The following is an 18,954-nucleotide window of genomic DNA, read 5'->3' as shown; positions in this document are numbered from 1 at the left end:
CCAGAGGTCGGCCTAAGGCGCGGCGAGATAGCGAATGGCTGCCGCATACCCCTCGAGGCCCATGCCCACGACGACCGCGGCGGCGATGTCGCTGAGGTAGGAGGTGTGGCGGAACGCCTCGCGGGCGTGGACGTTGCTGAGGTGCACCTCGACAAGAGGGGCGCTGAGCTGGCTCGCCGCGTCGCGGACCGCGACCGAGGTGTGGGTCCACGCGCCGGCGTTGAGGATCACGGGCGACCCGACGTCTGCGGCGGCGTGCAGCCAGCCGATCATCTCGGCCTCGGTGTCGGTCTGCCGCACGTCGACCTCGATCCCGGCCTCCTTGGCGACCTCCTCGCAGCGGGCCACCAGGTCGGCGTACGTCGCGGTGCCGTAGACGTCAGGCTCCCGCACGCCGAGCCGGCCGAGGTTGGGGCCGTTGAGGACGAGGACCGTCATGCGTTCACCTCTGCAGTTGCCAGACCAGGACGTCGCCGCCGTCGCCGGCAGCACTCAGATCGTACGCGCCCTCGTCCGTCAGACGGGCCTCATCGCCACTGGTCAGGACGGTGTCCCCGAGCACGACCGCACCCGTCGTGACGTGGACCAGGCTGCGCCCGGCTGCGGGCACCGTCACGCCCTGCCCCTCCCCCAGGCGTACGACGAACAGCTCCGCGGCGGCGTGGACGTCGACCGTCGGCGTCAGCACGCCGGGCTCCAGCGGGACCGCCGCCTGCGCGTAGTCGGGCTCGCCGTCGTGGTCCGAGCGCAGCATCATCTGCACGAACACCAACGGCTCGTCGGCCGAGGCGTTCTCCTCCGAGTGCTGCACGCCGGTGCCGGCGCTGAGGCGCTGAGCCGTGCCGGGCCGCACGACGCCGCGATGGCCCGTGCCGTCCTGGTGCTGCAGGGCCCCCTCGAGGACCCACGTCACGATCTCGACGTCGGCGTGATGATGCAGCTCGTAGCCGCGAGCGGCCTCGATGCGCTCGGTGTTGATCGCGACGATCGGGCCGAAGCCCACGTTGTCGGGGTCGTAGTGCGCGCCGTACGAGAAGCTGTGCCACGTCGACACCCCGTCGCCGACGGTGCGGAACCGGTCGTCGGCCCGGCGGATCTCACGCATAGCCGAGCTCGTGCAGCCGGTCGTCCTCGATGCCGAAGTGATGGGCGATCTCGTGCACGACCGTGATGCCGACCTCCTCGACGACGTCCTCCTCGGTGTCGCAGATCGCCAGCGTCGGGTTGCGGTAGACGTAGATCCGGTCGGGCATGACCCCGCCGTAGGACGTGTCGCGCTCCGTCAGCGGGATGCCGTCGTAGAAGCCGAGCAGCGTCGGGTCGTCCGCAGGCGCGTCGTCCTCGATGAACAGCACGACGTTGTCGAGGAGCGCCGCGAGCTCGGCGGGCACGGCGGCGAACGCGGCCTCGACGAGCTCGGCGAAACGGTCCTCGCTGACCTCGATCATGCGTCCATCCTGCCTGATGCGGTTTGGGCGGCACCTGTCTCACCCACTATGCTGAACGGGTTTTCCGGCCCCCATCGTCTAGCGGCCTAGGACGCCGCCCTTTCACGGCGGTAGCACGGGTTCGAATCCCGTTGGGGGTGCCACAGCTCCACGCTGAGCGTGCTCCACGCTGAGCGTGACGATCTGCAGGCTCGCACCGGCGTGTCGCCTGCACGTCGTCACTCCCACGGCAGGGTGGGAGGATTCAGGGATGCCGGACTGGGTCGCCATCGCGGGGGTCGTCGCCGCGAGCCTCGTGCTCGTCTGGCTCGTCATGCTGGCGGTGCTGTGGCGGGCGAAGCCGGACGACCTGACCCTGCGCGACGCCGTGCGCCTGGTGCCGGACCTGCTGCGCCTCCTCAAAGGCCTCGCGGGCGACCGCACGCTGCCGCGCGGCATCCGCATCCGGCTCGTGCTGCTGATCGGCTACCTCGCGATGCCGGTCGATCTCGTGCCCGACTTCATCCCGGTGCTCGGCTACGCCGACGACGTCGTGGTCGTCGCGATCGTCCTCAGGTCGGTCGTCAGGCGGGCCGGTCCGGATGCACTCGAACGGCACTGGCCGGGTACGCCCGAGGGACTGCGCGTCGTCCGTACGCTCTGCTGACGGCGGTTCCGTGGGACGCTGTTCCCGTGAAGGTCATCCGCGCGCAGCTCTCCGACGTCTCCCAGGCCGCACCGCTCTTCGCGGCGTACCGGGAGTTCTACGGTGAGCCGTACGACCTCGACGCCTCGGCGAGCTTCCTCGCCAGCCGGCTGGCTCGCGACGAGTCGATCGTGCTGATCGCCCGCGACGACGCCGACCAGCCGGTCGGGTTCAGCCAGATCTACCCCGCGTTCTCCTCGACGAGGCTGGCGCCGATCTGGATCCTCAACGACCTGTTCGTGTCGGAGGACGCCCGCGGCACCGGCGCGGTCGACGCCCTGCTCGACACCGCCGCGACCCTCGCGGTCGAGGCCGGTGCGATCGCGATCGAGCTGGCGACGGCGCACACCAACCTGCGCGCCCAGGCCGTCTACGACCGCAGCGGCTACGAGGCCGACACGGTCTACAAGCACTACGAGAAGCCCCTGCCCTGATCGAGCGGGGTCAGCGCTGGGCGATGTGCACCACGAGGTTGACGACCACCGCCAGCAGGACCGTGCCCACGACGTCGAGGTTGACCCGGCGGTGGCTGACCACCTCGGCCCCACGCGTGGTGGTGCGCTCGATGAGGCTGAACATCACCCCGAGCACGCCCGCCGACACCAGCACCCAGAACGCCGGCGCGGTGTCGCCGCCGTTGGCGATGCTCAGGACCAGCGCGACGACCGCGGTCGCCAGCGTCTTGGTGCCGTAGATGAACGAGCGGGTGCCGATCGGGCGATCCGCCACGGAGTCGGGCTCGTCCGGTGTGTGGATGTCGGCCATGGCTCGAGCGTAGTTGGGCCGCACACCTCCCGCGCGTCGTGTCTGTGGCACCGTGGCGCCATGACACGTGAGACCGACTGGTCGTCGATCGGCGACCTCGTCCAGCAATCCGTCGAGGCCGGCACCGAGGTCGGCGCCGGCGTCTCGGTGTGGCACGACGGCGCCGAGGTCGTGAACCTCGCGGTCGGCACCCGCAACGCGGCCGGCGACCCGTGGCAGCCCGACACCCTCGCCCACACCTACTCGGTGGCCAAGCCGTTCGCCGCCCTCACGGCCCTGAGCGTGGTCGCCGAGGGCGCGATCGGCCTCGACCAGCCGATCGCGGACGTGTGGCCGGAGTTCAGCGGGCACGGCAAGGCCCCCACGACCCTGCGGCACGTCCTGTCGCACCAGTCCGGGCTCTTCGCGTTCCCGGACTCAGCCGCATCGATCGACCCCCTCGACGGCGAGGCGCTCGTCGAGCTGCTCGCCGAGGCCGCGCCCTTCCACCCGCCCGGGCAGGGCATCGCCGAGCACGCCCTGACGTACGGGCACCTGCTGCACGGCGTCGTGCAGCGCGCCACCGGCCAGGGCCTCGCCGACCGCTTCGCGGAGCTCGCCGCCGCGCACGGCTGGGACCTGCACCTCTCGGTGCCGGAGGCCGACCTGCCGCGGGTCGCCGACCTGACGTACGCCCGGCCGGGCTGGGCCGCGGGATATCTCGACAGCACCAACACCGCGCTGACCGCCTCGCTCGGGCGGCCCGCAGGCCCGCTCGAGGTCGACGTGGTCAACGGCAAGGACTGGCGGTCGGGCTGGTTCCCCGCGATCGCCCTGCACGCCACGGCACCGGCACTGGCCCGGTTCTACGCCGAGCTGCTCGACCCTGACGGCCCCGTCGCCCGGTTGCTCGGTCCTGAGCTGCTCCGCGAGTACACCTCCGTCCAGGCCACGGGGCACGACCTCGTGCTCGACCGCGAGGCGACGTGGACGCTGGGCTTCCAGCGCGACGCCGTCGAGATCGGCATGGGCGGCATCGGCGGCTCCTCGGCATGGTTCTCGACCGCCAAGGGGTACGCGTGCGCGTACGTCACCCGCGGCCTGGCGACGCACGACCGGGTCGACGCGGTCTGGGAGGAGATCGAGCGCCTGCTGCCCGGCGACATACTGGACGCGTGAGCGCCGGACGCTATGCCCCTTCTCCCTCGGGCGACCTGCACGTCGGCAACCTGCGCACGGCGCTCCTCGCCTGGCTGTGGGCTCGGCACACGGACCGCGACTTCCTCATCAGGGTCGAGGACCTCGACCGCGTGCGTCCCGGCGCCGAGCAACGGCAGCTCGCCGACCTGCGCGCACTCGGTCTCGACTGGGACGGCGAGCCGGTGCGCCAGTCCGAACGGCTCGACCTGTACGACGCCACGATCGCCCGCCTCCGCGACCAGGGCCTCGTCTACGAGTGCTTCTGCACCCGCAGGGAGATCCTCGAGGCGCCGACCGCCCCGCACCATCCGCCGGGCGCCTATCCGGGCACCTGCCGCGACCTCACCGACGTGGAGCGGGCCGAGCGACGAGCGCTGCGGCCCGCGGCGCTGCGCGTGCGCTCCGACGTCGCGACCTTCACGGTGCACGACGAGATCCACGGGACGTACGAGGGCGCGGTCGACGACTTCGTGATCCGCCGCGGCGACGGCGTCCCGGCCTACAACCTCGCGGTCGTCGTCGACGACAGCGCACAGGGCGTCGACCAGGTGGTGCGCGGCGACGACCTGCTGGCCTCCGCTCCGCGGCAGGCCTGGCTCGCGACGCTCCTCGGGGCCACACCCCCGGCGTACGTGCACGTGCCCCTGGCGCTCAACGCAGAGGGTCAGCGGCTCGCCAAGCGCGACGGTGCCGTGACCCGGGTCGAGCTGCAGGACACCGGCGTCGACGTCCTCGGGCTGATCGCCGGCTCGCTCGGGCTCGACGGACGTACGCCCGAGGAGCTGCTCGCCTCGTTCGAGCCGGCGGAGCTGCCGCGGGAGCCGTGGGTCTACGTGCCGACGGCCTAGGTCAGGCCTGCGCGAGCCTGCCCACGGTCCCCAGCACCACGAGGACGACCAGGATCCAGCCGATGATCCGCTTGGTCCCGCCCTTGTCGCCCTGGGTGGCCCTGACCTGCTGGTTGCCACTCACGATCAGCCAGATGCTGAGGGCGGCGACCACGACGAAGAAGGTCAGCGTTCCGGCGGTCTGAGCGGCTGTGTTCTCCTCTGCGGCGAGCAGGCTGTGCATGTCGTCCCCTAGTTCTGGTCGATGAAGGTCTCGAGCAGGTCGCTGATGGCGTCCGGCTGCTCGATCGTGCTGGAGTGGCCCGCGTCCGGAACGATCTCCAGTCGGGATCCGGGGATCAGCTTGTTGATCTCCTCGGCCTTGGCGACCGGCGTCGCGACGTCGTCGGCGCCCACGACGACGAGGGTGGGCGAGCTGATGCTGCTCAGCTCGGCGGCGATGGGCTCGCGATCGGTGACCCCGTAGATGGCCTGCTTCATGCCCGAGCGCTTGGCCGCCTTGACCTCGTTGAGCCACGCCTCGATCTGCGGCTCCGAGCGCGGGCTCGACAGGTAGGTCCGCCCGAACATCAAGGGCTTGACCCTCGAGGCCACCGGACCGAGACCGAACAGCCCGTAGATCTTGGCCAGCAGCCGGTACTGGGAGACCTTCTCGGGGTCCTCCGGGCCGGCGCTGGTGTCGAGCAGGCTCAGGGACCGGATGAGCTCGGGTCGCCGGGCGGCGAGCCGCATGCCGACGAAGCCACCCATCGACAGGCCGACCCAGTGCACCTTGCCGAGGCCCAGCTCGTGGATCACCGCGACAGCGTCCTCGGCGAGGGTGTCCATGTCGTAGCCACCGTCCGCGGCCGGCGACCGGCCCTGCCCACGCCAGTCGATCGTCACGCACCGGTAGCGCGGTGCCAGCCGATCGACCTGGTCGTCGAACATCCGTCCGCTGAAGAGCAGGCCGTGCCCGAACACGACGGTCGCCGCATCCGGTCGGCCCACCGGGGCCTCGGTGTCCTCGATGTTCAGCTTGGCGCCGTTGACCTCGACGAGTGGCATCCAGACCTCCTGTTTTCGTCACCGAGCATGGCAGTGGAGGCTGCGGATCGCCAGATGCCGGGCTACTTGATCGTGACGGTGATCTTGTTCGACCACTTCTGGCGCGTGTCGGTCGACCCGAGGTACTTGAACCGGAACGTGCGCTTGCCCTTGCCGAGGCCCGTCAGGTTGACGGTGCGCTTGCCGGCGGTGAAGCCGACGGCGGACCGGATCTTCTTGGTTCCGAGGTAGAGGTCGAACCGGCCGCCGGGGTTCGTGATGCCGTAGTAGAGCGCGCTGACCTTGAGGTTCAGCGTGGCCTTGCCCTTGGCGGGTGACGTCCCGGCAATGTGCACCGTGGAGGGGTAGACCTTGATCTTCGTCAGGTTCACGCCGGTGACGGTCTGACCGGCGGTCTCGACGATGAACGACGCACGGCGGCCGGACGGGGCGACGTCGTACTCGAAGATCGGGAACGCCGTGTACGGTCCGACGCCCAGGCCGGCCATGCGGAAGCCACCGGTCTCGTCCGTCTCGGCGAAGCCGATGTTCTCGAAGAACGTCGGATCCTCCTCGTCCGGGAAGGTCCCGTCACCCGGGAGGGCGAGGACCGAGACGTTCTTGAGCTTGCGGCCCGACGGCGCCGTCACCGAGCCCTCGGCGTACGACGTGGGCTGGACCACGATGTCGCCGAGCGCGTTGGCACCTGCCACGAGGGTGATCTGCTTGCTCGTCGTGGCGTACTCGGGGTTGTCGTCGTCGTCCGACACTGTCAGCGTCCACGTGCCGGGGCGGAGGTCGCCGTACGCAGTGGTGCTGAACGTGCCACCGGTCCTGGTCGAGCCGAGGTAGGCGTAGTCGTCCTCGTCCTCCCCGTCACCGATGTGCGCCTCGAGGGTCAGTCCGCGGACGCCGACGCCGTCGGAGTCGACGACACGGCCGGACACCGATACGGCGACGGCGGCCTGCGCCGAGGTGGTGACGAGTCCTGCTGCGGCGAGTGCGAACGCCGCGACGAGAGCGGCGAGCAGGCGAAGATGACGGGTCATGCGGGCCTCCGGTGGATGGTGACAGGGCGTCAGAGTATCGGGCGTCACCCGCTCCGCAGGCGACTTTCACATAACTCGTTGACAAGTTTGTGAGTCATCACTAACTTAACGTGCATGAGCCCGGCCACCCGCATGAAGTCCGAGGACCGCAAGGTCCTGATCCTCGAGGCAGCGATCGAGGAGTACGGCCGCTCCGGCATGCACGCGACGTCCACCGAGGTCATCGCGGAACGCGCCGGAGTCTCCCAGCCGTACCTGTTCCGGCTCTTCGGCACCAAGGCCGGACTCATCGGCGCTGCGATCGAGCACCACACCACGACGCTGCGCCGGACCTTCCGCGAAGCCGTCGAGCAGCGCGACCCCGACACGTCGCCGCTGGAGGCCATGGCGATGGCCTACATCGGCTTCATGGAGGACGACGTCAACTCGATGCGCTGCCAGCTGCACACCTGGGCAGCAGGCTCCGACCCCGCCATCAAGGACGTCGCCCAGCGGACGTACCGCGAGATCTGGCAGGACATCGCCGCCTTGAGTGGCGCCGGCGCGGACGAGGTCCGCGACTTCATGGCCCAGGGAATGCTGCTCACCGTGGTGGCCGCCCTCGACCTCACCGAGCTGTACGGCGACCCGCTCGCCGTGGCAAAGGAGTTCTGATGTTCAGTGCACTCGGCCGCCTGGCCAACACCCATCCCCGGCGCGTCCTGGGCGTGACGGTCCTGTTCTTCGTGATCGCCGGCGTGCTCGGCGGGCCCGTGGCAGGACTGCTCAACAGCGACAACGACTCGTTCTCCGACACCGGCGCCCCGAGCGCGCAGGCGATCGAGCAGATCGAGAGGGCAGCCGGCCAGGATGCCGCCCCGAGCCTCATCGCCCTCGTCGACGTCGACGACCAGGAGGCGATCGCCGAGACGCAGGAGATCTTGTCCGAGCCCGACCTGGTCGTCGCCGGTGGCCCCGAGGCGGGCCAGCAGTTCGTCTCGAAGGACGGCTCACAGACGTTCTTCGCCGTGACCTACAAGTCCGGCGTCGACGCCGACGAGACGACCGAGCACCTCCGCGAGGAGCTCGCCGAGGTCGACGGCGTTCAGGTGGGCGGCTTCGGCCCGGCCTACCAGGAGGTCAACGAGAACGTCGAGGCCGATCTCGTCACGGCGGAGATCATCGCGTTCCCCCTGCTGTTCCTCGTGTCGCTGTGGGTCTTCCGCTCGGCCGTCGCCGCGCTGCTGCCCCTGCTCGTCGGCGGCCTGACGATCGTCACGTCGCTGCTGATCGTGCGCGGCATCAACGAGCTCGTCGACATCTCGATCTTCGCGCTGAACCTCATCACCGGCCTCGGCCTCGGCCTGGCGATCGACTACTCCCTCTTCCTGGTCTCTCGCTATCGCGAGGAGCTGGAGCGGGTGGGACCGGGCGCGGAGGCCGTACGTCGGACCGTCGCCACCGCCGGACGTACCGTCGCCTTCTCCGCGGTCACGGTCGCCGGCGCCGGTCTCGCGCTGCTGGTGTTCCCCTTGCGCTTCCTCTACTCGATGGGCATCGGGGTGACCGTCGTGGCCCTTGCCGCGGCCGCGGTGTCGCTCATCGTCCTGCCGGCCCTGTTCGCCGTGCTCGAGCACCGGATCAACGCCTGGGCGCCGAAGCGGTGGCGCGCGGCGCAGGTCGCCGAGTCGCGGGCCGAGGTGCAGGGGTTCTGGTACCGGGTGTCGAAGTTCGTCATGCGGTTCCCCGTCGGGACGGCCATCGCGGGCGCCGCGATCCTGCTGGCGCTGGGCGCACCGTTCCTCGGCGTGAAGTTCACGGGCGTCGACGCCACGGTCCTGCCCGAAGGCAGCCAGGCCAAGACCGTCGACACGACCCTGCGTCAGGACTTCGTGGGAGCCGAGTCGTCGCCGCTCGTCGTCGCCGTCACGGCGCCGGAGTCCGCCGGCGAGGACGTGCAGGCGTACGCCTCGGCGTTGGGCTCGCTCGACGGGGCGGCACAGGTCGCCGAGCCGCGGTTCCTGGGCGACGACACGTGGCAGCTGGACGTCGTCCCGGCGAAGCCGACGCTTGACGAGCAGACCCTCGACCTCGTCGGCGAGATCCGCGACGTCGACGCGCCGGGCTCGGTCCTGGTCGGTGGCGCCAGCGCCGAGCAGGTCGACCAGGTCGACTCGATCGCCGCGAACATCCCGTTGGCCCTGCTGATCCTCGCAGCGCTGACGTTCATCACGCTGTTCCTCATGACCGGCTCGGTCGTCCTGCCGCTCAAGGCGCTCCTGATGAACGTCCTCACGATCAGCGCCACGTTCGGCGTGCTGGTGCTGATCTTCCAGGACGGCCGGTTCGAGGGACTCCTCGACTACACCAGCCAGGGCGCGCTCGAGTCGACGCAGCCGGTGTTCCTGTTCGCCGTCGTCTTCGGGTTGTCCACCGACTACGCGGTGTTCCTGCTGACGCGGATCAAGGAGGCTCGGGACGCCGGCGCGGGCGAGCGCGAGTCGGTCGCGCTGGGCCTGCAGCGCACGGGACGCATCGTCACGGCCGCGGCGCTGCTGTTCGCGATCGCGCTGGGCGCCTTCGCGACGTCCGAGATCATCTTCATCAAGGAGCTCGGCATCGGGACCGCCCTCGCCGTGCTGATCGACGCGACGATCGTCCGGGCGATGCTCGTCCCGTCGCTGATGGCCATGCTCGGCCGCCGCAACTGGTGGGCGCCGGGACCGCTGCGCCGGTTGCACGACCGGATCGGGCTCAGCGAGGGCGATCCGGCCGAGCTCGAACGGGACCGCGTCGACGCCTGACCGCTGAGCGGCTCAGCCCTGCAGGTACGCGATGACGGCCAGCACGCGACGGTTGTTGCTGTCGTCGTCGGCGTCGAGGTCCAGCTTCATGAAGATGTTGCTGGTGTGCTTGCTGATCGCCTTCTCGGTCACGAAGAGCGCAGCGGCGATCGCGGCGTTCGACCGGCCCTCCGCCATGAGGCCCAGCACCTCGCGCTCCCGGTCCGTGAGGCGCGTGATCGGGCTGTCGGGCTGCGCCCGGGCGATCAGGGTCGAGACGACCTCGGGGTCCAGCACCGTGCCGCCCCCGGCGACCGTACGCACGGCGTCGACGAAGGTCACGACGTCGGCCACCCGGTCCTTGAGCAGGTAGCCGACCGCGCCGTCGCCGCTGCCGAGCAGCTCGCGGGCATACAGCTGCTCCACGTACTGGGACAGCACCAGCACCGGGAACCCCGGCCGCTCGGCCCGCGCCGCGATCGCCGCCCGGAGCCCTTCGTCGGTGAAGGTCGGCGGCATGCGGACATCCACCACCGCGATGTCGACCTCGGCGGTGCGCAGCACCTCGGCGAGCTTCTCCGCGTCGTCGACGGCTGCCACCACCTCGAAGTCGTACGCCTCGAGGAGCCGGGTCAACCCGTCCCGGAGGAGGGCGAGATCTTCGGCGATGACAACGCGCACGGAACCTCCAGGGTGACCACTGTCGGCCCACCGGCGGGGCTGACCACGTCCATCGTGCCGTCAAAGGCCGCAAGGCGTCTCGCGACCCCCGCAAGACCCGTCCCCGCGGACACGGCCGCGCCGCCCCGCCCGTCGTCCTGCACGACGACCTTGAGGGCTCGGCCGTCGTGCGTGACCTCGATGACCGCCCGGGTGGCGCCGGAGTGCTTGCCGATGTTGGCGAGCAGCTCGCTCGTCGCGAAGTAGGCCGCGGACTCCACCGGCGCCGCGGGCCGCCCGGAGAGGTCGATCATCACCGACACCGGCAGCGACATGTCGAGGGCGAGGGCCTGGATGGCGCCGGCGAGTCCGCGATCGGCGAGCACCGGTGGGTGGATCCCGCGGACGACCGACCGGAGGTCGCCCAGCGCGGAGGTCGTGACGGCTCGCGCCTCGGCCAGCATCGCCGCAGCGCCGGCAGGGTCCTTGGCCAGCATCTCCTCGGCCATCCCCAGGTTCATGCCGAGCGCGACGAGCCGGGCCTGGGCGCCGTCGTGCAGGTCCCGCTCGATGCGACGGAGCTCGGCGGCGGAGTGGTCGATCGTCTCGGCCCGCGACTGCGAGACCTCGGCGACGCGACGCTCGAGGAGCTCGCGCGTGGGCGACAGCATCGCGCGGTCGAGCTCGGCCCGCCAGCGCATCAGCACCGGCATGAGCCACCACCAGAGGCTGAAGGCGACGAGGAGCCACACCCACTCGTAGAACGCCTCGGCCTGGGTGTCCAGGGTGAAGAATCCGTAGTTCATGTCGAAGACGCCGTCAGGGGTGACCCAGTAGACGAACGGGAAGAAGAGGTACCAGATCACGCCCAGCCCGAGCCCGAAGGCGATCCAGGCCAGGACCCAGCCGATCGTCACCGACATGTACGTCCAGGCGAAGTCGCGCCAGCGGGCCGGGTCGGCGGCCCACCGCTTGAGCAGGCCGAAGCCCGACACGGACTTCGTCGAGTGATAGGGCCGCTCGATGCGGATCCCGAGGATGCGGCCGGCCATCCGGCGATGCACGTTGGCGAGCAGCTGGTTGACCGGCACGAAGATCAGCAGGAGCGCCATGCCGACGCCGACGATCGCGACGCCGAGAGCCGTGGTGAGGATGCACACGAGCGCGACCGCCGGCACCGCCAGCAGGACGTACGCGATCGCCAGGGCACTCAGCTTCAGCCGGCGCGACAGCCCGGCGAGGAACGTCTCTCCCTCGAACGGCGAGGCGACGGGGACGGTGGTGCTCATGGCGGGTGCTCCGATTCAGGTGGGTGATCCGTCCCAATCCTCGCGCATCGGCCGGCCGCTGACAGTGGGCTCAGACCTACTCCCGATCGGGGTTTCAGCACCATGTCGCGCGATCGCCCGGATCACGAGGCTGGTGACCGGACATTCGAACCAGCCATATCGAGAGAAGGACTCCTCATGTCTTCGACATCTCCCACCGTCAGGGTCGCTCGTTGGAGCGCGACCCACCCCTGGCGCGCGATCGGTCTCTGGGTCGCGTTCGTGATCTCGGCGATCGCCCTCATGATCACGGTTCCCACCAAGCAGGTCGCCGACGAGGACTTCCGCGTCGGCGAGTCCGGGCGGGCCGCCGCCATGATCGACGCCGCCGGGCTCGAGGCGAGCCCGACCGAGTCGGTCCTCGTCACCGCCGCCGAGGGGACGCTCGACGAGACCCAGGCCGAGGCCGCCGCCACCCAGCTGTCGCAGGCGGCTGTCGACGTCAAGGGCGTGGCCGACGTCGGGCCGCCCATCTGGTCCGAGGAACGCGACGCCCTCCTCGTGCCGATCACCCTGAGCGGGGACGCGGACGCCGCCGCCGACAACGTGGGCGGCCTGATCGACACGACCGCTGACGTCCAGAAGGAGCACCCTGCGCTCGACATCCAGCAGGCCGGCGACGCGTCGCTCGACACCGGCATCAACGACAAGGTCGGCGAGGACCTGGCATCGGCTGAGTCGATGAGCCTGCCGATCACGTTCCTGATCCTGCTGATCGCCTTCGGCGCCTTCATCGCCGCCGGCATCCCGGTCCTGCTCGCGATCACGTCGGTCTTCACGGGCCTGGGCCTCTACGCCCCGATCTCCTACCTCGTGCCCGACTCGGGCACGGTGGCCAACGTCGTGCTGCTGATCGGCATGGCGGTCGGCGTCGACTACTCGCTGTTCTACCTCAAGCGCGAGCGCGAGGAGCGGATGCGCGGACGATCCACCATCGATGCGATCGAGATCGCCGCGGCGACGTCCGGTCGTGCCGTCGTCGTGTCCGGATTCGCCGTCGTCGTCTCGATGGCCGGGCTGTTCATCACTCGTGAGCCGGTCTTCAGCGCCCTCGCGGTCGGCTCGATCCTCGTGGTCGTCGTCGCCGTGATCGGGTCGCTGACGGTGCTGCCGGCGCTGCTGGCCAAGCTCGGCCGCTGGGTCGACCGCCCCCGCATCCCCCTGCTGTGGCGCCTCAACCGCCGCATTGGTGCCGGTGGCATCAGCGGTCGTCTGATCCGCCCCGTCATCCGCAAGCCGCTCGCTGCGGCCGTCATCTCCGGCGGCGCACTCGTGGCCCTCGCGGTCCCGGCGCTGGGGATGAACATGCACCAGGCCACGATCGACACCCTGCCGCAGGACATCCCGGCGGTGCAGGCGTACCAGCGGATGCAGCAGAGCTTCCCGTCCGAGCGCCCCGGCATCGACGTGCTGGTGCACACCGACAAGGACAGCACGGACGCTGCTCGCACGGCGCTCGAGACGGTCCGGTCGGAGGCCGTCGACTCGGGCATTGCCACCGCTGGGGACGATGCCGTCACGGTGTCGAAGGACGGCCGCACGGTCCAGCTCTCGATGTACGCGGCGCACCCTGAGGGCGACGTCCGCAACGACAAGGCCATCGAACAGCTCCGCGACACCATCGTCCCCCGGGCCACGGACTCGCTGGGCAGCGCCGACACGGCGGTCGGCGGAACGGTCGCCGAGAACTACGACTACGAGGAGCAGCCGTCCATGCTGCCCTGGGTCATCGCGTTCGTGCTGGTCCTGACGCTCATCATGATGGGCTGGACGTTCCGCAGTGTCACGATCGCACTTCTGACGACCGTGCTCAACCTGCTGTCGGTCGGCGCGGCATTCGGTGTGCTGACCCTGGTGTTCCAGAACGACTGGTTCAACGGCCTGCTCGACTACGAGTCCTCCGGGTTCGTCGTCGACTGGATCCCGCTGTTCTGCTTCGTCGTCCTGATCGGCCTGTCGATGGACTACCACGTGTTCGTCCTGAGCCGGGTCCGTGAGGGCCTCCGTCAGGGTCTGCCGTACGACCGGGCCGTCGAGTTCGGCATCCGCGAGACGGCGAGCGTCGTCACCAGCGCGGCGGCCGTCATGGTCTCGGTGTTCGCGGTGTTCGCCACGTTGAGCATGCTCGAGATGAAGCAGATGGGCATCGGCCTCTCGGTCGCCATCTTGATCGATGCGACGCTCGTCCGCCTGGTGCTGCTGCCCGCGCTGCTCCTGAGGCTGCGCGGCCGGCTCGAGCACCTCGGCGACGTGACGAGCGCCGAGGACGCGTACGCCCCGAAGCCCGCGCTCGTCTAGGCGGGCACACAGGACGGCCCGGTCACCGAGAGGGTGACCGGGCCGTCGTGCGCTGCAGGACTAGATCAGGCCCTTGCTGGTCAGCCACTCCTTGGCCAGGACGTCCGGCGCGGTCTTGTCGTCGCCCTGGTTCTTGGCGTTGAGGTCGAGCAGGTCCTCGGTCGTCAGCTGCGCCGAGACCTTGTCGAGGATGTCCTCGACCTTGTCGCTCGCCTTCTTCTCCGTGATCAGCGGGAGGACGTTCTGCGAGGCGATGAGGTTCTCCGGGTCCTCGAGCGTCACGAGCTTGTTGGCGACGATCGACGGCGTCGTGGAGTAGATGTCCGCGACGTCGACCTTGCCGTCCAGCAGCGCCTTGAGCGTGGCGGGGCCGCCGCCGTCGCTGATCGGCGTGAACTTGATGCCGGTGATGCCGTAGACCTTCTCCAGTCCCGGAATCCCGTACGCGCGGGTCTTGAACTCCGGGTTGGCGCCGAGCTTGAGGCCGTCGATCTTCTTCAGGTCGGCGATGGTCTTGAGGCCTTCGGACGCGGCAAGCTCGGGCGTGACGTTGAGCGAGTCCTTGTCCTCGGCCGGCGCGGCGTCGAGGACCTCGAGCTTCTCGGGCAGTGCGTCGTCGAGCGCCTCGTCGATCTCCTCCGGCGAGGTCGCCGTGGTCTTGGGGTCGTAGTAGGACAGCAGGTTGCCGGAGTACTCGGGCACCAGGTCGATCTCGCCGCTCTCGAGCGCCTTGATGTAGGCCTCGCGGGCACCGATGTTGAGCTTCTTGGAGACCTTGACGCCCTCGGCCTCGAGCGCCTGGGCATAGATCTCGGCGATGATCGCGTTCTCCGGGAACTCGGCAGATCCGACGACGATCGTGTCGGACGCAGCCTTGTCGCCCTCGGTGGGATCTCCGCCGCACGCGGCGAGGGAGAGCCCGAGGGCGGTCACGGCCAGGGCCGTCGTGAGCTTGCTGATGGTCATGTCGTTCCTTCTCGTGGGTGGGGGTGGGTCATGCGCGGGCGGGTTGAGCGATGGGCCGGGCCCCGAGGGCGAGCTTCTGGAGACCGGCGAACAGGGCATCGACGACGAGGGCCAGGACGACGACGATGACCGAGCCGGCCGCCATCTGGGGGTAGTCGCTGACCTTCTGGCCGTCGATGATGTAGCGGCCGAGGCCGCCGAGGCTGACGAAGGCGGCGACGGTCGCCGTCGCGACGACCTGCAGGGCCGCCGAGCGGATGCCGCCGACGATCAGCGGCAGGGCGAGGGGCACCTCGACCTTGGTCAGGATCTGCCACTCGGTCATGCCCATGGCACGCGCGGCGTCGACGGACTGGCGGTCGACCGACTCGAGCCCGGAGTAGGCCCCGGCCAGCAACGGCGGGATCGACAGCACCACCAGGGCGATGATCGGCGCGGTGAGGCCGATGCCGGTGTAGAGCACGATGAACGTCAGCAGGCCGAGGGTGGGCAGGGCGCGCATCGCCCCGGTCACGGCCACGGCGAGTCCGCGCAGACGGCCCGTGTGGCCGATCCACAGGCCCAGCGGGATCGCGATCGCGCCGGCGATGCCGATCGTCAGCGCGGTGTAGCCCACGTGCTCGAGCAGGCGGTGCGGCACCCCGTCGTCGCCGCTCCAGTGCGTCGAGTCCGTCAGCCAGTCGACGGTGTCGTTGACCACGCTCATGCCGCCCCCACCATCAACAACCCACGATACGGCGGAGTCGGCATGATCCCTGCCTCATGGTTCGCTCGCTGGCGCTCGCTCATGCCGCACCACCCGTCGGCCGGCTGATGGAGGACCACGGCATCAGCAGCTTGCCGGCCAGCACGAGCAGCCCGTCGAAGACCAGCGCCACTACGACCGTCGCGACGATCCCGATGACGATCTCGGTGCGGAAGTCACGCTGATAACCGTCGGTGAACAGCGAGCCGAGGCTGCTCACCCCGATCAGCGCGCCCACGCTCACGAGACTCACGGTGCTGACGGCGACGACCCGCAGGCCCGCGAGCAGCACCGGACCGGCCAGCGGCAGCTCGACCGCCCAGGCCCGGCCGCGCGACGAGTAGCCCGACGCCCGGGCAGCGTCGAGCACCTGCGGCGAGACCGAGCCGAACGCGTCCGAGGCCGAGCGCACCATGATGGCCACGGCATAGATCGACAGCCCCACCAGCACGTTGGTCGCGCTGAGGATCCCCGTGCCGAGGATGCCGGGCAGGATCACGAACAGCGGCAGCGACGGGATCGTGTAGAGGATGCTGATGCCGCCCAGCAGGCCGCCGCGCAGACGATGGTGCCGGTTGGCGTACCACCCGATCGGGAGCGACACGAGGAAGCCGACGACGATCGGGATCGCGCTGAGCCACATGTGGCGGACCGTCAGGTCCCACACGTAGTCACGGTTGTCGAGCAGCCAGCTCATGACTGGAGGACTCCGGTGGCCTTGCCGGTCGAGTCGACGACGAGCCTGACGCCGTCACGCTCCTCGATGCGCAACGTACGACGACCGCGGTCCAGCCCGATGAAGCTGCGGACGAAGTCGTCGGCCGGCTCGGCGAGGATGTCGGCCGGCGAGCCGACCTGTGCGATCTTGCCGCCCTTCTTGAGGATCACGACCTGGTCGCCCAGCAGGAACGCCTCGTCGATGTCGTGGGTGACGAACACGATGGTCTTGTCGAGCTCGCGCTGCAGGCGCAGGAGCTCGGCCTGCAGCTCCTCGCGAACGATCGGATCGACGGCACCGAACGGCTCGTCCATCAGCAGGATGTTGGGGTCGGTCACGAGCCCGCGGGCCACGCCGACGCGCTGCTGCTGACCGCCGGACAGCTGGCTGGGGTACTTCTTGGCGAGGCTCGTGTCGAGGCCGACGGTCTCCAGCACGGCGTACGAGCGCTCGCGGGTCTCCTTCTTGCCCACGCCGTTGAGTCGCAGGACCGTGCCGACGTTGTCGATGACCGTGCGGTGCGGCAGGAGGCCTGCGGCCTGCATGACGTAGCCGATGCTGCGCCGCAGCTCGACGGGGTTGCGGGTCGCGACGTCGACGTCGTCGATCAGGACCTGGCCGCGGGAGGGTTCGACCATGCGGTTGACCATGCGCAGGAGCGTCGTCTTGCCGCAGCCGGACGAGCCGACCAGCACGGTCGTCGTGCGTGACGGGAGCTGGAGGCTGAAGTCCCCGACCGCCTCGGTGCCATCTGCGAACGTCTTGCCGATGGAGCGGTACTCGATCATGCGGTCCTCCGCGTCTCGCGATAGGTAGGCATTGAACTGGGCAGTCGGGCTCCGCACAGTCTGGCGTGAAGCCGGACCCGCGGCAATCGGGTGGGGTTCATCTCACGCCGAGGACGTCACCGGGACCACGGTCTCGACGGGCGTCGGTCCGGTCGTGACGGGCAGGCCAGCAGCGCGCCACGCATGGATGCCGCCGACGATGTCGGTGGCCGCCAGGCCGAGCGAGACCAGCGAGGATGCTGCGAGCGACGACGTGTAGCCCTCGGTGCACACCACGATCCACTCCTGTCCGTCGCGCGCCTGGTCGAGGCTCGCACCCGAGGCCGGGTGCAGGCGCCACTCCAGATGATTGCGCTCGACTATGACAGAACCCGGAATCTCGCCGTCTGATTCCCGCTGCCACGCGGGCCGGATGTCGACGACCAGTGCGCCGTCGGCCACCCGATCGTACGCCTGCTGTGGTTCGAGCCGCGTGATCGAGCTCCTGGCCGCGGCCAGGAGCTCGTCCACCGACGCGTACGTCGCCGTCACGAGGCCGCCTGCAACGCCGGTGCCGGGGCCTCGGGATCGTCGGTCCACACGGAGGCGAGCCGCGTGAGCTGGTGCCCGTCGACGTCGTAGTAGTTCATCAGCGACAGCGGCGGCGAGTAGGCGTGCACGCTGACGGCCGTCCCGGTCCGGACGTTCCGGACGTCGTGGACGTAATGCTCGCCGAAGATCACCGAGTCGCCTGCGCGACGTGGGGTCTCCGTCAGCTCCTCGGCTCCGGGCGTCCAGACCGCCTCGCTCAGCTCGCCGCTCACCACGGTGAACGCGCCCGACGAGCCGCCGTGGTCGTGCAGCTGCGTGCCCTGCTCGCTCGTCCAGCTGATGAGCCAGACGTCGACCTGCTCGTCGCACCGGATCCTCACGTGCCACCGGCTCTCCTCGTCGGCGTGGACCTCGTACAGGCCGGCGCGTACGTCGTCGGCGACCGTGCTCGTCAGGGTGGCGAGCTCGGCCAGCGACAGGGCTGGGGCAGTCGTGGGGCGAGCAGTCATGACCCCATACAAGCTGCGATTCGTGCCGCCAAAGGCTCGGTTCAGCACGTGGACCGGCACCCCATGACGCTCCGACATGCGCTATGCGCCGCCCCGGCTAGGCTGAAAGCGACGGTGCCTCGGGGGCACCTCGAGTGTCGCCAAGCGCACGACAGGGAGGACACACCATGAAGTGGCTCGTCATCATCGCGATCGTGGCCGTCATCATCATCGGCATGCTCTGGTTGCGAACGGTCCGGCAAGGACCCGACACCGTCGACTCCCGCGAGCCGCACCGGCTCGACGACTCGATCGTCGCGAGTGGCGACGCCGACAGGCCCGTCCCTCCGGGCGGCACGGCCGTCGCCGGCGGAGCGACCGGAGGCCCTGCTGTCGACCCGCCCACGAGCGCGACGTGGGCGACCGAAGAGGCCGGCACGAACGAGCCCGGGCCGCACGAGGATCTGCCCCCTTCGGAGACGCGTCCGCAGGCCTGACCCGTTTTGTTCGCCGGGGTGCCCGTACGTTACAGTTGCGTGCGCGGTTCACCGCACAACAGCAAGGCCCCGTGGCGCAGTTGGTTAGCGCGCCGCCCTGTCACGGCGGAGGTCGCCGGTTCGAGTCCGGTCGGGGTCGCCAGCTGAACGAGACCCACGCACCTGAGTCCAGG

Annotated in this window: 23 protein-coding genes and 2 tRNA genes; 10 read left to right on the top strand and 15 right to left on the bottom strand. The window is 69.9% G+C overall.

From position 1 onward, the window contains the following. Positions 1–12: 12 nt before the first annotated feature. The 3 genes from aroQ to AB0N22_RS15170 are packed head-to-tail and all read right to left on the bottom strand — an operon-like array spanning position 13 to position 1,448. Entirely contained in the window at positions 13–438 is a 426-nt protein-coding gene (gene aroQ, locus AB0N22_RS15180) for a type II 3-dehydroquinate dehydratase (protein WP_364641884.1), read from the bottom strand. 4 nt (positions 439–442) lie between these two features. Then, positions 443–1,105 carry a pirin family protein gene (locus tag AB0N22_RS15175; RefSeq protein ID WP_364641881.1) on the bottom strand — a complete coding sequence of 221 codons (663 nt, stop codon included), beginning with the start codon at positions 1,103–1,105 and terminating at the stop codon, positions 443–445. Further along, positions 1,098–1,448 carry a metallopeptidase family protein gene (locus AB0N22_RS15170; RefSeq protein WP_364641878.1) on the bottom strand — a complete coding sequence of 117 codons (351 nt, stop codon included), beginning with the start codon at positions 1,446–1,448 and terminating at the stop codon, positions 1,098–1,100. The genes AB0N22_RS15175 and AB0N22_RS15170 overlap by 8 nt, the downstream gene beginning before the upstream one ends. Positions 1,449–1,515: 67 nt before the next feature. Here AB0N22_RS15170 and AB0N22_RS15165 point away from each other — a divergent pair. The 3 genes from AB0N22_RS15165 (at position 1,516) to AB0N22_RS15155 (ending at position 2,567) form a co-directional block, all read left to right on the top strand. Then, positions 1,516–1,591 (top strand) — tRNA-Glu (locus AB0N22_RS15165). A gap of 107 nt (positions 1,592–1,698) precedes the next feature. Further along, complete coding sequence (locus AB0N22_RS15160; protein ID WP_364641875.1) at positions 1,699–2,094, top strand: DUF1232 domain-containing protein; 396 nt, start codon at positions 1,699–1,701, stop codon at positions 2,092–2,094. 26 nt (positions 2,095–2,120) lie between these two features. Then, on the top strand, positions 2,121–2,567 hold the full coding sequence (locus AB0N22_RS15155; RefSeq protein WP_364641872.1) for a GNAT family N-acetyltransferase: 447 nt from the start codon (positions 2,121–2,123) through the stop codon (positions 2,565–2,567). Positions 2,568–2,577: 10 nt separating this feature from the next. Here the strand turns inward: AB0N22_RS15155 and AB0N22_RS15150 are convergent, their stop codons facing one another. Further along, a complete protein-coding gene (locus tag AB0N22_RS15150) occupies positions 2,578–2,898 on the bottom strand; it encodes a hypothetical protein (RefSeq protein WP_364641869.1) in 321 nt (106 codons plus the stop codon). A 60-nt stretch (positions 2,899–2,958) separates the two neighbouring features. Between AB0N22_RS15150 and AB0N22_RS15145 the strand changes: the two genes are divergently transcribed. Continuing rightward, positions 2,959–4,056: a serine hydrolase domain-containing protein gene (locus AB0N22_RS15145; protein ID WP_364641866.1), complete on the top strand. Its 1,098-nt coding sequence runs from the start codon at positions 2,959–2,961 to the stop codon at positions 4,054–4,056. Next, positions 4,053–4,925 carry a tRNA glutamyl-Q(34) synthetase GluQRS gene (gene gluQRS, locus AB0N22_RS15140; protein ID WP_364641863.1) on the top strand — a complete coding sequence of 291 codons (873 nt, stop codon included), beginning with the start codon at positions 4,053–4,055 and terminating at the stop codon, positions 4,923–4,925. The genes AB0N22_RS15145 and gluQRS overlap by 4 nt, the downstream gene beginning before the upstream one ends. A gap of 1 nt (position 4,926) precedes the next feature. Here gluQRS and AB0N22_RS15135 read toward each other — a convergent pair whose 3' ends face one another. The 3 genes from AB0N22_RS15135 to AB0N22_RS15125 all read right to left on the bottom strand — a co-directional run bounded on the left by AB0N22_RS15135 (position 4,927) and on the right by AB0N22_RS15125 (position 7,000). Then, entirely contained in the window at positions 4,927–5,148 is a 222-nt protein-coding gene (locus AB0N22_RS15135) for a hypothetical protein (RefSeq protein ID WP_364641860.1), read from the bottom strand. 8 nt (positions 5,149–5,156) lie between these two features. Then, complete coding sequence (locus AB0N22_RS15130; protein ID WP_364641857.1) at positions 5,157–5,972, bottom strand: alpha/beta fold hydrolase; 816 nt, start codon at positions 5,970–5,972, stop codon at positions 5,157–5,159. A 62-nt stretch (positions 5,973–6,034) separates the two neighbouring features. Continuing rightward, positions 6,035–7,000, bottom strand: coding sequence for a hypothetical protein (locus AB0N22_RS15125; protein WP_364641854.1), 966 nt, complete (start codon positions 6,998–7,000; stop codon positions 6,035–6,037). 114 nt (positions 7,001–7,114) lie between these two features. Between AB0N22_RS15125 and AB0N22_RS15120 the strand changes: the two genes are divergently transcribed. Next, positions 7,115–7,654, top strand: a complete 540-nt coding sequence (locus AB0N22_RS15120; RefSeq protein WP_364641851.1) for a TetR/AcrR family transcriptional regulator — start codon at positions 7,115–7,117, stop codon at positions 7,652–7,654. Further along, the gene (locus AB0N22_RS15115) at positions 7,654–9,783 is read left to right on the top strand and encodes an MMPL family transporter (protein ID WP_364641848.1); all 2,130 of its coding nucleotides are present in this window, start codon (positions 7,654–7,656) and stop codon (positions 9,781–9,783) included. The genes AB0N22_RS15120 and AB0N22_RS15115 overlap by 1 nt, the downstream gene beginning before the upstream one ends. 12 nt (positions 9,784–9,795) lie before the next feature. Here AB0N22_RS15115 and AB0N22_RS15110 read toward each other — a convergent pair whose 3' ends face one another. Both AB0N22_RS15110 and AB0N22_RS15105 read right to left on the bottom strand, forming a co-directional pair. Next, on the bottom strand, positions 9,796–10,443 hold the full coding sequence (locus tag AB0N22_RS15110; protein WP_364641845.1) for a response regulator transcription factor: 648 nt from the start codon (positions 10,441–10,443) through the stop codon (positions 9,796–9,798). Beyond that, positions 10,395–11,711: a histidine kinase gene (locus AB0N22_RS15105; RefSeq protein WP_364641842.1), complete on the bottom strand. Its 1,317-nt coding sequence runs from the start codon at positions 11,709–11,711 to the stop codon at positions 10,395–10,397. Before AB0N22_RS15105 ends, AB0N22_RS15110 begins: the two co-directional genes overlap by 49 nt. A 177-nt stretch (positions 11,712–11,888) precedes the next feature. On the opposite strand from AB0N22_RS15105, the gene AB0N22_RS15100 reads away from it, so the two are divergent. Further along, positions 11,889–14,048 (top strand): MMPL family transporter, encoded by a 2,160-nt coding sequence (locus AB0N22_RS15100; RefSeq protein ID WP_364641839.1) that lies wholly within the window; start codon positions 11,889–11,891, stop codon positions 14,046–14,048. Between the two features lie 60 nt (positions 14,049–14,108). On the opposite strand, the gene AB0N22_RS15095 is transcribed toward AB0N22_RS15100, so the two are convergent. From AB0N22_RS15095 to AB0N22_RS15070, 6 genes are all read right to left on the bottom strand, one after another. Further along, positions 14,109–15,014: an ABC transporter substrate-binding protein gene (locus AB0N22_RS15095; protein ID WP_364641836.1), complete on the bottom strand. Its 906-nt coding sequence runs from the start codon at positions 15,012–15,014 to the stop codon at positions 14,109–14,111. Positions 15,015–15,042: 28 nt separating this feature from the next. Then, positions 15,043–15,720 (bottom strand): ABC transporter permease, encoded by a 678-nt coding sequence (locus AB0N22_RS15090; protein WP_364641834.1) that lies wholly within the window; start codon positions 15,718–15,720, stop codon positions 15,043–15,045. A gap of 79 nt (positions 15,721–15,799) precedes the next feature. Beyond that, the gene (locus tag AB0N22_RS15085; protein WP_364641832.1) at positions 15,800–16,456 is read right to left on the bottom strand and encodes an ABC transporter permease; all 657 of its coding nucleotides are present in this window, start codon (positions 16,454–16,456) and stop codon (positions 15,800–15,802) included. After that, positions 16,453–17,265 (bottom strand): ATP-binding cassette domain-containing protein, encoded by an 813-nt coding sequence (locus AB0N22_RS15080; RefSeq protein WP_364641830.1) that lies wholly within the window; start codon positions 17,263–17,265, stop codon positions 16,453–16,455. Before AB0N22_RS15080 ends, AB0N22_RS15085 begins: the two co-directional genes overlap by 4 nt. Before the next feature lie 102 nt (positions 17,266–17,367). After that, entirely contained in the window at positions 17,368–17,796 is a 429-nt protein-coding gene (locus AB0N22_RS15075; RefSeq protein WP_364641828.1) for a rhodanese-like domain-containing protein, read from the bottom strand. After that, positions 17,793–18,305 carry a cysteine dioxygenase family protein gene (locus tag AB0N22_RS15070; RefSeq protein ID WP_364641826.1) on the bottom strand — a complete coding sequence of 171 codons (513 nt, stop codon included), beginning with the start codon at positions 18,303–18,305 and terminating at the stop codon, positions 17,793–17,795. Before AB0N22_RS15070 ends, AB0N22_RS15075 begins: the two co-directional genes overlap by 4 nt. Positions 18,306–18,472: 167 nt before the next feature. On the opposite strand from AB0N22_RS15070, the gene AB0N22_RS15065 reads away from it, so the two are divergent. Together AB0N22_RS15065 and AB0N22_RS15060 are read left to right on the top strand one after the other, a co-directional pair. Then, a complete protein-coding gene (locus tag AB0N22_RS15065) occupies positions 18,473–18,781 on the top strand; it encodes a hypothetical protein (RefSeq protein ID WP_364641824.1) in 309 nt (102 codons plus the stop codon). Positions 18,782–18,846: 65 nt separating this feature from the next. Then, positions 18,847–18,923: transfer RNA gene (locus AB0N22_RS15060), tRNA-Asp, on the top strand. The last annotated feature ends 31 nt before the right edge of the window (positions 18,924–18,954 follow it).

It is taken from the genome of Aeromicrobium sp. NPDC092404 (assembly GCF_040684095.1).
Lineage (GTDB): Bacteria > Actinomycetota > Actinomycetes > Propionibacteriales > Nocardioidaceae > Aeromicrobium.
The sequence above is the reverse complement of the archived record's forward strand: the minus strand, read 5'-3'. Positions and strand labels throughout refer to the sequence as shown.

Bases quoted from the DNA above. Each gene is read 5' to 3' on its own strand.
- AB0N22_RS15150 (WP_364641869.1), bottom strand. From the start codon at position 2,898: ATGGCCGACATCCACACACCGGACGAGCCCGACTCCGTGGCGGATCGC.
- AB0N22_RS15130 (WP_364641857.1), bottom strand. From the start codon at position 5,972: ATGCCACTCGTCGAGGTCAACGGCGCCAAGCTGAACATCGAGGACACC.
- AB0N22_RS15080 (WP_364641830.1), bottom strand. From the start codon at position 17,265: ATGATCGAGTACCGCTCCATCGGCAAGACGTTCGCAGATGGCACCGAG.
- AB0N22_RS15095 (WP_364641836.1), bottom strand. From the start codon at position 15,014: ATGACCATCAGCAAGCTCACGACGGCCCTGGCCGTGACCGCCCTCGGG.
- AB0N22_RS15100 (WP_364641839.1), top strand. From the start codon at position 11,889: ATGTCTTCGACATCTCCCACCGTCAGGGTCGCTCGTTGGAGCGCGACC.
- AB0N22_RS15145 (WP_364641866.1), top strand. From the start codon at position 2,959: ATGACACGTGAGACCGACTGGTCGTCGATCGGCGACCTCGTCCAGCAA.
- AB0N22_RS15090 (WP_364641834.1), bottom strand. From the start codon at position 15,720: ATGAGCGTGGTCAACGACACCGTCGACTGGCTGACGGACTCGACGCAC.
- AB0N22_RS15070 (WP_364641826.1), bottom strand. From the start codon at position 18,305: ATGACTGCTCGCCCCACGACTGCCCCAGCCCTGTCGCTGGCCGAGCTC.
- AB0N22_RS15170 (WP_364641878.1), bottom strand. From the start codon at position 1,448: ATGATCGAGGTCAGCGAGGACCGTTTCGCCGAGCTCGTCGAGGCCGCG.
- AB0N22_RS15065 (WP_364641824.1), top strand. From the start codon at position 18,473: ATGAAGTGGCTCGTCATCATCGCGATCGTGGCCGTCATCATCATCGGC.
- AB0N22_RS15175 (WP_364641881.1), bottom strand. From the start codon at position 1,105: ATGCGTGAGATCCGCCGGGCCGACGACCGGTTCCGCACCGTCGGCGAC.
- aroQ (WP_364641884.1), bottom strand. From the start codon at position 438: ATGACGGTCCTCGTCCTCAACGGCCCCAACCTCGGCCGGCTCGGCGTG.
- AB0N22_RS15160 (WP_364641875.1), top strand. From the start codon at position 1,699: ATGCCGGACTGGGTCGCCATCGCGGGGGTCGTCGCCGCGAGCCTCGTG.
- AB0N22_RS15105 (WP_364641842.1), bottom strand. From the start codon at position 11,711: ATGAGCACCACCGTCCCCGTCGCCTCGCCGTTCGAGGGAGAGACGTTC.
- AB0N22_RS15085 (WP_364641832.1), bottom strand. From the start codon at position 16,456: ATGAGCTGGCTGCTCGACAACCGTGACTACGTGTGGGACCTGACGGTC.
- AB0N22_RS15135 (WP_364641860.1), bottom strand. From the start codon at position 5,148: ATGCACAGCCTGCTCGCCGCAGAGGAGAACACAGCCGCTCAGACCGCC.
- AB0N22_RS15125 (WP_364641854.1), bottom strand. From the start codon at position 7,000: ATGACCCGTCATCTTCGCCTGCTCGCCGCTCTCGTCGCGGCGTTCGCA.
- AB0N22_RS15115 (WP_364641848.1), top strand. From the start codon at position 7,654: ATGTTCAGTGCACTCGGCCGCCTGGCCAACACCCATCCCCGGCGCGTC.
- AB0N22_RS15120 (WP_364641851.1), top strand. From the start codon at position 7,115: ATGAGCCCGGCCACCCGCATGAAGTCCGAGGACCGCAAGGTCCTGATC.